Here is a 12,983-nt window from a genome sequence, read left to right on the forward strand (position 1 = left end):
AGAAGATACTCAACCCCCGCCGCCGTGGCCCGAGGCATGACCGAGCAGGCCGTAATCGAACGGGTGGAAACCCCTGTGACTGCCGACGACATCGCCGCCGACCTGCGGGCCCTCGGGGTCGACCCCGGCGAGACACTTATCGTTCATTCGTCGATGAGCGCGCTGGGTTGGGTCGCCGGCCAACAGCAGGCCGTCGTCGAGGGGCTCCAGCGGGCCGTCACCGAGAAGGGAACGCTCGTCGTCCCGACTCACAGCCCCCAGTTCAGCGACTCGGCGAACTGGTCGAATCCGCCGGTACCCGACGCGTGGGTCGAGGAGATGCCGGAGCGCATGCCGCCGTTCCGACCGGCGGCAACGCCGTCCCGGGGCGTCGGTGCCGTCCCGGAATGCTTCCGGACGTATCCGGATGCGGTCCGGAGCCGCCACCCCGAATACTCCTTTGCGGCGTGGGGCGCCGACGCCGAGGCGGTCGTCGCCGACCACAGTTACGATAACGGCCTCGGCGAGGGGTCGCCGCTGGCGGAGGTCTACGACCGTGCGGGCCGCGTCCTTCTTTTGGGCGTCGGCCACAGCGTCAACACGTCGCTGCATCTCGCCGAGTATCGCGCGGACTTCGAGAAAGGGCGGGTCTGCCACCGGGCGCCCGTCGTCGAGGACGGCGAGCGCGTCGTGGTCGAATACGCGGACATCGTGACGGAGACGGCGGACTTCGAGGACGCCGGCGCGGCCTTCGAGTCCGAGGTCGGCGTCGCCGTCGGGACCGTCGGTGCCGGCGACGTGAAACTCCTCGACCAGCGCGAACTCGTCGACTTCGCCGCCGAATGGTTCGAGGCGCGCCGATAACTCGAACCGTCGACAGTCGGCCACGAGGCGTGGCTATCCCCGCCCCATCCGTGAGATAGAACTAAGAACCCGGCGTGGTAACTACCAACACATGTCTAGAGGGACGAACGTGCTCATCGTCGACGATGAGGCCGCGCTCGCGGATCTGTATGCGGCGTGGCTGGAGCAGGACTGGGACGTCGAAACCGCATACGGCGGACGGGAGGCCCTCGAAATGGTGGGTCCCGAGACGGATATCGTCCTTCTGGACCGGCGGATGCCCGACATCTCCGGCGACGAGGTCCTCGACGAGATTCGGAATCGCGACCTCGATTGCCGTGTGGCGATGGTGACCGCCGTCGACCCAGAGTTCGACATCCTCGATATGCCGTTCGACACCTACCTCTCGAAGCCGGTTCCGCGGGAGGAACTCACCGACGCAGTCGAGCGACTCGACGCGCTCTCGGAGTACGAGGACGCCTTCCAGCGACATTTCGCCCTCGTCTCCAAGCGCGCCGCCCTCGAATCCGAACACCCCCGCACCGAACTCCGGTCCAACGACGAGTACGAGGCGCTGCTGGAGGAAATCGAGGCGGTCGAAGCCGACATCGACGAACTCACCGACGACTTCGACGACGCGGACTTCGACGTGCTCCTCTCCAATCTTTGAAACGGAGTCACGGAACACCCCACGTGCCGGCGTTTCCGCGGCCGGACACGATACCGTTATGCGAAACTTCCGGAACGGCAGGCTCGTTCTATCCTTCCGACCTCATCATCACAATATCACCATCGAACCGACAGAATGTGGTCACTCGCCAACGAGAACCTCGCTTCGAGTTATACGTATGCGCTATCGTAGGGATTCAGTACGCATATGCAAACCCTTAACCGTGCCGTCGGCCTCTATATATTCGTAATGGCAAACGGTACTGTTGATTTCTTCAACGACACGGGCGGTTACGGCTTTATCGAGACTGAGGACTCCGACGAGGACGTTTTCTTCCACATGGAGGACGTTGGCGGCGAGGACCTTACCGAAGGCACCGAAATCGAATTCGAAATCGAGGACGCCCCCAAGGGCCCCCGCGCGACGAACGTCGTTCGCGCATAACCGACTACCGCCGCCTCACGGCATCGGTAGCTGAATTTCCGATTTTTCGAAACGCCGCACCCATAGCGGTTCGCTCGTCGAGTAGCGACCCTAACCCATATCATGAACGGAACACACCAATGAAACCACGTCGCGTCGACTACCTGACTGACCTCGCCTACGGAGTCACTATCTTCGTCTCCGTCCTTCTCATCATCGTCGTCCGAAACGACATCGGTATCGCGTTCGGCCTCGGCGTGCTCATCTCCTACGTGATTCACGTCGCCTGGAAGATGGCACGCTTCGACCCCAAATGGATGACCGATAAAGTCGCCGAGAACGTCGAGGAGACGCTCAGCGACGACATCGACGAGGTTATCGACCGACTCGAAACGGTCAACGAGCGCGTCGACCGCCGGCCCCGAACGGACGAGATTCAAGAGGCCGTCGACGATATACCCGACGGGGACGCGTCCGTCGACGATATCGACGGTCGCCCTTCGAAGGGAGCGCCTGCAGAGGACTGACGCTCGAAAGCGGAATCGAATTCAATACTAACCGAAGTTGAGTAATCGTGATTTTGTAAGCGGTCGTCTGGCACTCCTCGTTTGAACCAACGGTAGTCAACTGCGGATTCCGCTATGTGCCTGCACAGAGTAATGAGGCTATAGACAGAATTCTCTTCCGGGGATACATTCGATATGAGATGGCAAATCAAGCAAGTCGAATGGGAGGCTGTCGCGGGCATTCTAGCGGCGGTTCTCGCGCTCGTCCTCCATTTCCTGCACATCGTGGACGAGGCCGTACTTCTCCAGATTACCCTCGTTCTCATGGCGTTCCTGTTTATCAGCCATCTCAGACGGGAATCCGAAACCGAGCACCTCTCTGAGTCCGTTGCGCAAACCGAACGCACCGTCGAAGAGATTCGCGCCGGTATGGATACTCCCGACCTCGAACTCATCGGCCCGGGGGAACTCAGAGCACGAAGTACGCAGTTCGGCCAGGGGGCCCGCGGGGATATGATTTGGTTCAACGTCTGTCTGCTCATGTTCATCCCCCAGGACCTGTTCGATGCACTGCTTCGACCACCGATCGAAAATCCAGAGGTCACCTCGATTCAATTCGTCCTCGACGAGAGCGAACGGGAGCGCTGGAATACGCAGGTCAAACCGAAAGTACAGGAGTGTACGGGTGCAGAAACGGTACAAGAACCTGTTTGGCGCGATCTCGATGACAACGTCTCCTTCATTCTCCGCGGGACGGAACACGAGCAGACGGACGCGCTGTTGAGTTTCTGGGGCGAACCGTTCATGGCCCGAACCACACGGAACGTTCCTCGCTACATCATCCACGTCGCAGGAGATTCAGAACTGATTCCACAGCTGCAGGATATCGAGCGCGAACATCGCCTCCAGCGAGATTAAGCGGGAAGATTCCCGGCGAGGCGACCGTCTCTCTGGGTCGAGTGGGCGGCATGGGACGGTTGGCAGGAGGTCCGACAAACCCTCTCGTTCAGACGAAATCGTGTATGAAACAGAGGGCCTCATCGCGTCTCAACAAGTGAGACTCACCCCGCTCTTCTTCGGCCTTCCACGCATACATTAGATTACATACTGGAACAACGACGATCATGCCAACCACAAAATCAGAAATCGCCGTCACGTTTAATCCGCAAACATGGGTCGATGCACCGTACCATCTAGACGATGGGGCAGACAAACAACTGAGCCCCGCTGAAAACCGGGACGCAGTAACGTTTGTAGTGGCCTGGGAAGACGGAACCGACGAGGAGGGGACTGTCTTTCCGGACGAATCCTACGAAGCGAACCAATTGCAATCCCACCCTGCGGCCCCAGAGTGGGTCCAAAACTGGGAGGGCCCATACTACGTCCGGACAAAACTGGTTGACGACGACTGACAAGCACGTTAACCAAAAATTTACTCGCCAATGATGAGACTGCGAGACAGAGCCACAGTCACCAGAACTTCAGGTTTTCTTTGACTGCCTCCCGTTTCATCGCCTGAATCTCCTCGGTAATCGGGATGTCCTTCGGACAGACGGTCGTACACGAGAACTGGGTTTGGCACCGCCAGACGCCGTGTTCTTGCTCCAAAATATTGAGTCGGCGTTCAGCGATTTCCTCGCCTTCTCGTTCGTCCATGTAGAACCGATACCCCTTCACGATCGCTGCTGGCCCCAGATACTTGTTATCCCCTGCAGCAATGTTGCAGGACGAGACACAGCTTGCACACCAGATACACCGCGTACTCTTCTTGATTTTCTCGCGGTTTTCCCGTGACTGCCGCTGCTCTTCGAGGTCATCGCGCGGGAGCTCGTCCGGCTGGAAGTACGGTTCGACGCTCTCCATTTGCTCGTAGAAGTCCTCCATATCCACCACAAGGTCTTTCACGACATCCTGATGCGGAAGTGGTTCGACCCGAACGGGAGTATCGAGGTCGGAAATCTGGGTTTTACAGCCGAGCCGCTGTCGCCCATTGATGAACAGTGCATCACTCCCACAGATGGCCTGCCGACAGGAGTGTCGGAACGTCAAACTCGAATCGTAGTGGTCGCGGGCGTGAATCAGTGCATCGAGAACGGTCATCCCCCGAGAGAACGGGACGTGGAAGTCGTCGAATCGAGGGTCTTTCTTCCCTTCGACCTCCGGGTCGTACCGGAATACCTTCAGCTGAACTGTCTCTCCGTCCGTATCTGGCGTATCGTGGTTGCTCCGTGCTTGCTGGGTCCGGGACTGGTCTCTGCGTGCCTCCTTCTCGTCGAGTCGGCGCTCCTGTGGTGACCGCTCTGTGACTGCTTTTGGATGGTTCGATGACATGGTGGTCGCTTCAGTCTCCTCCCGATGATTCCGTCTTCGTCTACTCGACTGACTTCATTATCGTGGTTCGTCCACCGTCTATTTCACAACGCGTGGCAGCTCTACCGCTCAAAGATACGGTGGACGAGCATAATTACTTGTGGTATGATACCTAACAACATACATACGTTGATTGAGCCAAATAAAACTCGCAGTGGCACATGTCTCCGTGTGGAAGAGTGAACGTTTCGCTTATCTGCCACGAATGCAGGAACTCCTTCGACGCTGATGTGGCGAATCGGTGGGGCATGTACGAATTTGCTCGTTGTCCAGACTGCGGTAGCGCCAAGACGACACTGGCTGCAACAGCATCCAGAATAAACGCAGAATACTGAGAACAGTTGGAAGAGCAGTGGAGATAGCGTACTATTCGAGCATCTAGTAGACGGATGGAAACGGTGTTGAGTAACTGGTTAGAATTTGATCACGCGGTTCTGTTGGATTCCTATTTCGTTGACTTATGGCCTATTTAAATGGCTTTCTGCAAGAACCACCATCACCGCGCGCCCTGCGGTTTACCGGCTCTCTATTTGCTCTACCTTGTTCAGGTCTCGGACTAACGTTACAGATTCTGTATAGATTGCCGCTTTCTTTGGAGTATACTCAGTCATCGTCGGCGGTGTATGCACCACCACGGCGCTTGATTCGAGCAACCACGATGCGTCGTTCGTTCTGACGGAACGTCACGGCGAGACGGAATCCTCCAACGCGCACTTTCTTCCGTGGACTGTTCTGAAGTGGTTCGCCGTAATCGGGTGGGTCACGCCACGGCGAATCGACGATTTCGTCGAGTTTGTCGAGAATACGGTCTTGTTCGTGCGGGTCGAGCGCAGCGAGGTCGTCCTGTGCTTTCGGTGTCAGTTCCCATGTCCAGTCGCCGTCACTCATCGCCGTCCGTGCCGAACTGCTCGCGCGCCTCTTCGGCACTCATGGTTCGCCCCTGGCGGATATCCTCTTCCGCTTCGAGGAGGGCAACGAGTTCGTCGCGGTCAAACGTCGGGAACTCGATTGCGTCGCGCAGCGTATACCGGATGAACTCGCTCCGACTGTTGAAGCCGCGTCCCTGCCACGTGCCGTCTATCTCGTCGAGAAACGACTGGGTGACTTTGAAGTTCACCGTGACGATCTCGTCGTCGCCGTTCTCTTCTGTGGCTGCTCCAGACATACGTTTGTGTTACGTTTGTCTTACTAAATTTGTTTCGCTGGCAGATACGGCTCCTCGTGGGAGGAACGAAGCGACGCCAGAATCGCCAAACCGTTGTTTTGGACTGAAATCATGTGCGTCGTTGTGAGTCGGTGACTATCGAGCTATCGTCCGATTCGACCGAAGCGAGAGAGTCGTACAAATCACCGAAGTAGGACACGGGTCGTCAATCTACGGCGGGTTTCCCTGAACAGAGAGATGCGAATCGGTCGATGGAGGATGTCTACGGATCGGTCGGTGTAAATCAGTTAGTGAGCGTTGTGACGGAGACGTAGTGCATCCTTCCTGCCGACAGGGGGTTGATCGTATCTTTCAGCATTACTCCTCAGAGGTGGTATCGGGAACAAACAGCAGTACCTGTTCTCCTGGCGTCAGATCATCAACGAGCAATCCGAACTCGTCACGTTCAGCGAATGAGCGAACATTGGGTTCGGGGGCCTCTTTGTCGTTCCGCTCACAGACGAGTTCGAGCGTGCCAGTCTCATCAGCTCGAAGTGTGAACTCTCGCATGAGTCACGTTACCACAGTCTCGCGTATAGATGTACGCACGAATGCGTACGGAAACACCTGAAAACAGATTGATTAGTCCGCAGACTCGACCGAGCGGCTAGTCAGGCCAATTTAACGTGAAAGAAAGGACTGCACAAAACTATGTTGTATGTTACCGAGACTCACGTTGCTCCACTTTGTTCAACTCGATGAGAAGTCGGAAAATCGCCTTCACGAGGTTCGCGTCGACGTCGAACTGCTCGGCGTTCTCGCCGGCCCGTTCCATGACGGCCTCCTCCTGGGATTCGTCGGTCGTCGGCAGCCCCTGCTGGCGTTTGACCTCGGCGATGCTGTCGGCGACGTAGGTTCGCTGGGCGATCAACTCGACGATCTCGCGGTCGATGGTCCGTATCTCCTCGCGGAGTTCGTCGAGGTCCATCTCCGCGGGGTCGCCGCGGAACTCGCTGTTGTCGCTCATTTCGTCGTCGCTCCGGTCGTTTGTGTCGTTGTCAGCCATGTATGTCCGTCTCGTTCGTTCCAGATGTCTTCGAGTCGCTGCAGCGTCTCGCGGTCGCCGACGGCGGTGTAGCTCGGTCCGGTGCCCGAAAGCGAGGCGGCCGCGTCGGGAAGCGCCTCGACGATGGGCTCGCTCGGGAAGCCCAAGGCGGCACAGAAAGCGAAGCCGTTGACCCCCATCGCGCGCTCGTAGTCGCCGTCCATCGCCAACTCGTAGACCACGTCGGCCATCGGGGCGATGCGCTCGCATCGGGAGACATCGGCGTCCACCGAAAACGCCCGTTCGTCGGGCGTGTAGACGAGCACATCCCAGTCGGGTTCGTCGCGTCGGAGGAGTTCGTCCTCGGTGTTGTCGGTCACGGTGACGCCACCGAGCATCGAGGCCGAGGCATCGTCGAAGGCGCCGGTAATCGTGACGCCGGCGTCGCGGGCGGCCTCGACACCGATGCGGCAGGCCTCCTCTCGGTCGAGTTCGTCGCCCGCCCCGAGTGCCTCCAGCGTCGCCAGCACGGTCGCGTTGGCTGCGGCGCTGGAGCTTTTGAGGCCGGCGGCCATCGGAATCTCGCTTTCGGTGTGGACGTGGCCGCCCTGTCCGTCGCCGAAGCGTTCGACGCACCGCTCGACACAGCGTTCGATGAGGGCGGTATCGGCGTCGGGCGCCTCGGCGACCTCGCCGGTCACGGTTCCCGTCTCGTCGAGTTCGACGGTCGCCTCGGTGTAGGCGTCGATGGCGAACGCGGAGCCGTAACCGTTCGCCAGCGCGTTCAGTACGGTGCCCGCCGCCGGGGCGACTGCGCGACCTTCCATCAGGCTACCCTCACCGTGGCGCCTACAAATCGGTGGCGATTAGCGCAAGCGAGGGTCATTCTTCGAGCAGTTCGATGCGGTTCCCGTCGGGGTCCCTGAGGAAGACCAACCGGGTCCCGCTCGCGGTGGTCCGTGGCTCGCTTACCGTCTCGACGTCGTCGGGAAGGCCCGCGACGACGGCATCGACGTCCTCGACGGCGAACCCGACGTGGCAGGCACCGGGCTGGTTGAGTGTGGACGTGGTGGCGTCGCCTTCGGGGTCGTATTCGACGAGTTCGAGGCGGACGCCCCCAGCGTCGAGGTGTGCGAAGCGTCCGGCCGCGTCGTCGACGGCGACCGCCGTCGAAAACGCCTCCCCGGCGACCTCGAAGCGCGAGACGACGTCGAGGCCGAGGACGTCACGATAGAACTCGACGGCGCGGTCCAACTCCGAGACGGTCAGGCCGACGTGGTGGGCCGTGAGGTCAGGCATGGGTGGCTCCACTCGCCGACCGACAAAGGCGCTTCCGACCCACGCCGTAGAACTGACGACGGGTCGAACCGACGCCGACGCGGGGTCGGACCGAGTGTGGGCCGTATGTGGCAAACAAGTACGAGCATGAGGCAGCAATTTATAACAAACATTAATGATGTTTAACGGGAGATATCCGGTAATCCACGGATGACGATACCCAGCGGACAGCACCGGCTGCACGCGTAGCGGCGTTGCCGTGGATTACAGGACCAGGAGGAACCCATGGCAGCAACACACGAATCGGAGACGGTAAAGCAAGGACTCGATATAGAGGCGTTCCACGAGTTCGTCGAGCACGCGACGGCCAACCCCGAGGAGATACAGATGGAACTCGGGGCTCGCGCCCCCTACGAGGGGCGGGTCTTCCACAGCCTCGCGAGAATCAACGAGTACACCCTCGGTGGCGAGGAAATCGAACGGGATACCCGGGAGTACACCCTCCCGATGGGCGCATGGCGGGAGATGGAGGAGGCGTCCGGCTTCGTCGACCCGACGGACCGCATGGAGCCCATCGAGGTGGCGCTGGCCGCACTCAGCGGCTGTCTGAACGTCGCCGTCGGCGTCACCGCCTTGGCGAACGATATCGAGCTGGAGGACCTCGAAACGAACGTCCGCCTCGACTTCGACCCGCGCGTGGTCCTCATGATCGACGACGTCGAGAACTCAGAGAACACCTTCGAAGACATCCGCGTCGAGATAGCGGTCAGCGGGGACGACCTCTCGGAGGAAGACGCCGAAACCCTCGCCGAGGGCGCGAAGCGCTCGCCAGTCTGGAACCTGATGCATCTCGCCCACGAGATGGACCCAGTCGTCGACGTACAGCGGCCCATCGAAGCCGACGACTGATGCAGGCGGTCGTAACCGTGTAAGGTGACGCCCATCGGTCGAACGGCGGCTGTCACTGCTTTTTTATCGACCCTGTTCCGACGACACTGGTGACTGTCCTCGCACCGTCGAACCGTCCATCTTTTGCCGTCGCCCGCGCTAGGGCTGCCAATGACCCAGCGAAGCGACATCGCCCCCGAGACGCTCGGCATCTCGCTCGAACCCGAGGGCATCGAGGTCGAGTATCTCGACGAGCGGACGGTCTTCTATCACGGCGTACCGACCAAAAAGGAGGGATCGGTCGTCTGCGGCCCCGGCAAGGAGGTCCACGTCCTCGTCACCTCGCCCGACGAACAGGAGGGCGTGATGGTCTACGTCAACGACCGACGGACCCACGACGACATCCTCGAATCGACGGGCGTCGGCCGCGTCATCGTCGAACGCGGCGAGGAGGCGTCGCTGTTCCCCGGCGTCGACGCCGAGAACCACGGCTACCGCACCGAGATTACGGCCGACCCCGAGACCGCTCGCGGCCGCGTGTTCGTCTTCTCGGAGGACGAACGCGCCGAGGCATCCTACGAACTGGTTTCACCGGAGGAGGCTGACGACAGCGCCGAAAACGACGCCGACGGCGAGGACTGACGATGCCACTTAAAAAGGGCTGGGAGCCGCTGAACCGGTCGACCGTCGGGACGGTCCCCGACCGCTACGGCATCTACGAACTCGGAGACGGCAACGGCAACGTCATCGCCGTCGACCACGGCCCGCTCCGGGACGATTTAAAAGAGGCGCTCGGCTACGGCGACGGCGAGCAGGTCCGCTGGCAGGCAACGCAGAACCGAGAGGAGGCCGAGCGACTGGTCGAGGAACACCGCGAGCGCTTATAAGCGGCTATCCCCTTCCGAGATGGCCGTTCGAGGCGTTGCTACTGAATATAGCTCGGTTCCTCCGAATCGCAGTTGGCCTCGTGCTGTTTGGCGTCCTCGCGGTCGTCGAAGAGCAGTCCGCATTTCTCACACTCGTACCACGTCGCTCCGTCCCGCTCTGTGGTCGCGACCATGCGTGGTACTCTCTTGCCTGAACGTATATTCGTTTCTCCGAACCGGCCAGGGTTCGGTGACGGCGGAACCGTAAAGCCGCCGGCGGCCCGACATCCGGCATGGAAAACCGGGTCACCCTCACCGTCAAGGGTGCCGAAAAGCGGGACGCCGGCCGCGGCGTCGCGCGCCTGCCCGAGTCGGCCCGCCGGAGCCTCGGCGTCCTCAGCGGCGACACCGTCGTCATCGAGGGCGACCGACCGACCGTCGCGAAGGTGTGGCCGGCCAGCGGCGGCGACGGGACCATCCGCATCGACGCCGACACCCGCGCCAACGCCGGCGCCAACATCGGTGATACCGTCACCGTCCGGCCCGTCTCGGTCGACGACGCCGACCGCGTCCTCGTCGAGTTACCGGTCAGCGTCGACGACGACCTTCTCGAGGCGGTCACCAGCGACCTCCGCGACCGCCCGCTCCGGGCCGGCGAGAGCCTCCGACTCGAACGGCCGGGCGTCAGGGCGACCGTCGTCGAAACCAGCCCCGAGGGAACCGTCCGCGTCACCGACCGGACGACCGTTCGCGTGCGTGAATCGTCGGGGGGAACGAGTAGCCCAACCCGACCCGCGAAAGGCAAGGGGGACGACACAGCCGAGCCGCAACGCGGCGACGCTGGCGCTTCCGACGCGACGACCGACGCCACCTACGAGGACATCGGCGGCCTCGACGAGGAACTCGAACAGGTCCGGGAGATGATCGAACTCCCGCTCTCGGAGCCCGACCTGTTCCGGAAACTCGGCATCGACCCACCCTCCGGCGTCCTGCTCTACGGCCCGCCCGGGACCGGCAAGACGCTCATCGCCAAGGCCGTCGCCAACGAAGTCGACGCCCACTTCGAGGTCATCGACGGCCCGGAAATCGTCTCGAAATATAAAGGCGAAAGCGAGGAGCAGTTGCGGGAGACCTTCGAGCGGGCCGTCGAGAACGAACCCGCGGTCGTCTTCATCGACGAACTGGACTCCATCGCGGGCACCCGCGACGAGGACGCCGACATGGAGAACCGAGTCGTCGCCCAACTGCTGACGCTGATGGACGGCCTCGAATCCCGCGGGCAAGTCATCGTCATCGGCGCGACCAACCGGGTCGACGCCATCGACCCCGCGCTCCGCCGCGGCGGCCGCTTCGACCGCGAAATCGAAATCGGCGCGCCCGACGAGGCGGGTCGTCGCGAAATCCTCGACGTCCACGTCCGCGGGATGCCGCTGGCCGAGGACGTCGACCTCGACAGACTCGCCGCCCGCACCCACGGCTTCGTCGGTGCCGACGTGCACTCGCTGGCGACCGAAGCCGCCATGCGCGCGCTCCGGGCCCGCGACGACCGCGAGGAGTTGGTCGTCACTCGCGAGGACTTCGAGGCCGCCCTCGCCGCCGTCGACCCCTCGGCGATGCGCGAACACGTCGCCGAGACCCCACACGCCACCTTCGACGACGTCGGCGGCCTTGACGAGGCCAAACAGGTCCTCACCGAGGCCGTCGAGTGGCCGCTCTCCTACGGCGCACTCTTCGAGGAGACCAACACCGACCCGCCCTCCGGTATCCTCCTCCACGGGCCGCCGGGCACCGGCAAGACCCTGCTGGCGCGGGCGCTGGCCGGCGAAAGCGACGTGAACTTCGTCAGCGTCGCCGGCCCCGAACTGCTCGACAAGTACGTCGGCGAATCCGAGAAGGCCGTCCGGGAGGTCTTCGACCGGGCGCGACAGGCCGCGCCGGCCATCGTCTTCTTCGACGAAATCGACGCCGTCGCCGGCGTCCGCGGCGACTCCAGCGAGGCCAGCGAACGCGTCGTCTCCCAACTCCTGACCGAACTCGACGGCCTGACCGACAACCCGAACATCGTCGTGATAGCGGCGACGAACCGCCGGGACGTGCTGGACCCCGCGCTCCTTCGGCCCGGCCGCCTCGAAACCCACGTCGAGGTGCCGAACCCGGACCGAGAAGCCCGCCGCGAGATTCTCGCGGTCCACGGCCGGGGCAAGCCCTTCGCCGACGACGTCGACCTCGATGCGGTGGCCGCAGAGACTGAGGGCTTCTCCGGTGCCCAACTGGAGGCGCTCGTCCGGGAGGCCTCGATGCGGGCGATTCGGGAACACGCCGCCGAACTCGGGCCGGCAGAAGCCGCCGACCGAGCGGCCGAGGTGAGGATTCGCCGCGAACACTTCGAGGCGGCGATGGAGAGCATTCGCGAGCAGTAGTAGGTCAAACGCTCGTTTGCGCCTTCTGAAGGCACTTATCCGTCCCGGCGGTCCTCTCGGCTATGAACCGACGACGGTTCCTCGCCGTCTGTGGCACCGGCATCGCCGGGCTTGCCGGCTGTCTCGACGGCTCAACTCCCGGCGGCACGGAGAGTCCGACAGACGACGCTCCACCCTCACCGTCGGGGACGCCGAACGACGACCCGCCGTCCCACGAGGACGCGATAAACGAACCGGACCCCGACCTCGACGTCGGTATCGAGAACCGGTCGGACGAAACCCAGACTATCACCCTCACCGTAACCCGCGAATCCGGGGAAACGGTGTACGAAGACACCCACGACGTGGCACCCGGAAGCGACATCGATGTCTACAACCTCGAGGATGCCGACCCGGATGGCGTCGAGGAATTCGTCATCGCTGCCGAACGCGACGGCCAGCAGGAATCGGCGACTGTCAGGACGAACAAGTGTTACGGGGACGCGTTCGTCTCGATAGCCGAGGACGGCGAGTTCTACGTCACCTACAGCATCTGCTGAACGGCCACACCC

General features: G+C 61.9%; 19 protein-coding genes. 11 read left to right on the forward strand and 8 right to left on the reverse strand.

Going from position 1 to position 12,983, the window contains the following annotated elements; all coding sequences use genetic code 11:
- The first annotated feature begins 36 nt into the window (after positions 1 to 36).
- The 6 genes from U5914_RS10520 to U5914_RS10545 all read left to right on the forward strand — a co-directional run bounded on the left by U5914_RS10520 (position 37) and on the right by U5914_RS10545 (position 3,833).
- Complete coding sequence (locus U5914_RS10520; protein ID WP_336135720.1) at positions 37 to 843, forward strand: AAC(3) family N-acetyltransferase; 807 nt, start codon at positions 37 to 39, stop codon at positions 841 to 843.
- Between the two features lie 91 nt (positions 844 to 934).
- Entirely contained in the window at positions 935 to 1,492 is a 558-nt protein-coding gene (locus U5914_RS10525) for a HalX domain-containing protein (protein WP_336135721.1), read from the forward strand.
- Positions 1,493 to 1,741: 249 nt separating this feature from the next.
- Positions 1,742 to 1,936, forward strand: coding sequence for a cold-shock protein (locus U5914_RS10530; protein ID WP_178288691.1), 195 nt, complete (start codon positions 1,742 to 1,744; stop codon positions 1,934 to 1,936).
- A gap of 119 nt (positions 1,937 to 2,055) precedes the next feature.
- Positions 2,056 to 2,442, forward strand: coding sequence for a hypothetical protein (locus U5914_RS10535; RefSeq protein ID WP_336135722.1), 387 nt, complete (start codon positions 2,056 to 2,058; stop codon positions 2,440 to 2,442).
- Between the two features lie 174 nt (positions 2,443 to 2,616).
- Positions 2,617 to 3,339 (forward strand): hypothetical protein, encoded by a 723-nt coding sequence (locus U5914_RS10540; RefSeq protein ID WP_336135723.1) that lies wholly within the window; start codon positions 2,617 to 2,619, stop codon positions 3,337 to 3,339.
- 206 nt (positions 3,340 to 3,545) lie between these two features.
- Positions 3,546 to 3,833, forward strand: a complete 288-nt coding sequence (locus tag U5914_RS10545; RefSeq protein ID WP_336135724.1) for a hypothetical protein — start codon at positions 3,546 to 3,548, stop codon at positions 3,831 to 3,833.
- A 58-nt stretch (positions 3,834 to 3,891) separates the two neighbouring features.
- Here U5914_RS10545 and U5914_RS10550 read toward each other — a convergent pair whose 3' ends face one another.
- The 7 genes from U5914_RS10550 to U5914_RS10580 all read right to left on the reverse strand — a co-directional run bounded on the left by U5914_RS10550 (position 3,892) and on the right by U5914_RS10580 (position 8,279).
- Positions 3,892 to 4,752: a succinate dehydrogenase/fumarate reductase iron-sulfur subunit gene (locus U5914_RS10550; RefSeq protein ID WP_336135725.1), complete on the reverse strand. Its 861-nt coding sequence runs from the start codon at positions 4,750 to 4,752 to the stop codon at positions 3,892 to 3,894.
- A gap of 642 nt (positions 4,753 to 5,394) precedes the next feature.
- The gene (locus tag U5914_RS10555) at positions 5,395 to 5,679 is read right to left on the reverse strand and encodes a type II toxin-antitoxin system RelE family toxin (protein ID WP_336135726.1); all 285 of its coding nucleotides are present in this window, start codon (positions 5,677 to 5,679) and stop codon (positions 5,395 to 5,397) included.
- The gene (locus tag U5914_RS10560; RefSeq protein WP_336135727.1) at positions 5,672 to 5,956 is read right to left on the reverse strand and encodes a ribbon-helix-helix domain-containing protein; all 285 of its coding nucleotides are present in this window, start codon (positions 5,954 to 5,956) and stop codon (positions 5,672 to 5,674) included. Before U5914_RS10560 ends, U5914_RS10555 begins: the two co-directional genes overlap by 8 nt.
- Before the next feature lie 357 nt (positions 5,957 to 6,313).
- On the reverse strand, positions 6,314 to 6,505 hold the full coding sequence (locus tag U5914_RS10565) for a hypothetical protein (protein ID WP_336135728.1): 192 nt from the start codon (positions 6,503 to 6,505) through the stop codon (positions 6,314 to 6,316).
- Between the two features lie 151 nt (positions 6,506 to 6,656).
- A complete protein-coding gene (locus U5914_RS10570) occupies positions 6,657 to 6,962 on the reverse strand; it encodes a chorismate mutase (protein ID WP_418766760.1) in 306 nt (101 codons plus the stop codon).
- Entirely contained in the window at positions 6,959 to 7,807 is an 849-nt protein-coding gene (locus U5914_RS10575) for a shikimate kinase (protein WP_336135729.1), read from the reverse strand. The genes U5914_RS10570 and U5914_RS10575 overlap by 4 nt, the downstream gene beginning before the upstream one ends.
- Before the next feature lie 55 nt (positions 7,808 to 7,862).
- The gene (locus U5914_RS10580) at positions 7,863 to 8,279 is read right to left on the reverse strand and encodes a VOC family protein (protein ID WP_336135730.1); all 417 of its coding nucleotides are present in this window, start codon (positions 8,277 to 8,279) and stop codon (positions 7,863 to 7,865) included.
- A gap of 264 nt (positions 8,280 to 8,543) precedes the next feature.
- Here U5914_RS10580 and U5914_RS10585 point away from each other — a divergent pair, with 264 nt between their 5' ends.
- From U5914_RS10585 to U5914_RS10595, 3 genes are all read left to right on the forward strand, one after another.
- Positions 8,544 to 9,167, forward strand: a complete 624-nt coding sequence (locus U5914_RS10585) for an OsmC family protein (protein ID WP_336135731.1) — start codon at positions 8,544 to 8,546, stop codon at positions 9,165 to 9,167.
- A 150-nt stretch (positions 9,168 to 9,317) separates the two neighbouring features.
- Positions 9,318 to 9,788, forward strand: coding sequence for a DUF5796 family protein (locus U5914_RS10590; protein ID WP_336135732.1), 471 nt, complete (start codon positions 9,318 to 9,320; stop codon positions 9,786 to 9,788).
- Between the two features lie 2 nt (positions 9,789 to 9,790).
- A complete protein-coding gene (locus tag U5914_RS10595) occupies positions 9,791 to 10,033 on the forward strand; it encodes a DUF7508 domain-containing protein (RefSeq protein WP_336135733.1) in 243 nt (80 codons plus the stop codon).
- A gap of 38 nt (positions 10,034 to 10,071) precedes the next feature.
- On the opposite strand, the gene U5914_RS10600 is transcribed toward U5914_RS10595, so the two are convergent.
- Positions 10,072 to 10,206 (reverse strand): DUF7128 family protein, encoded by a 135-nt coding sequence (locus tag U5914_RS10600; RefSeq protein ID WP_332312157.1) that lies wholly within the window; start codon positions 10,204 to 10,206, stop codon positions 10,072 to 10,074.
- A 99-nt stretch (positions 10,207 to 10,305) separates the two neighbouring features.
- On the opposite strand from U5914_RS10600, the gene U5914_RS10605 reads away from it, so the two are divergent.
- On the forward strand, positions 10,306 to 12,432 hold the full coding sequence (locus tag U5914_RS10605) for an AAA family ATPase (RefSeq protein ID WP_336135734.1): 2,127 nt from the start codon (positions 10,306 to 10,308) through the stop codon (positions 12,430 to 12,432).
- Positions 12,433 to 12,494: 62 nt separating this feature from the next.
- Positions 12,495 to 12,971: a hypothetical protein gene (locus U5914_RS10610; protein WP_336135735.1), complete on the forward strand. Its 477-nt coding sequence runs from the start codon at positions 12,495 to 12,497 to the stop codon at positions 12,969 to 12,971.
- Positions 12,972 to 12,983 lie beyond the last annotated feature (12 nt).

The sequence above is a fragment of the Natronomonas amylolytica genome (assembly GCF_037031205.1).
In the GTDB taxonomy this organism is placed as follows: Archaea; Halobacteriota; Halobacteria; order Halobacteriales; family Haloarculaceae; genus Natronomonas; species Natronomonas amylolytica.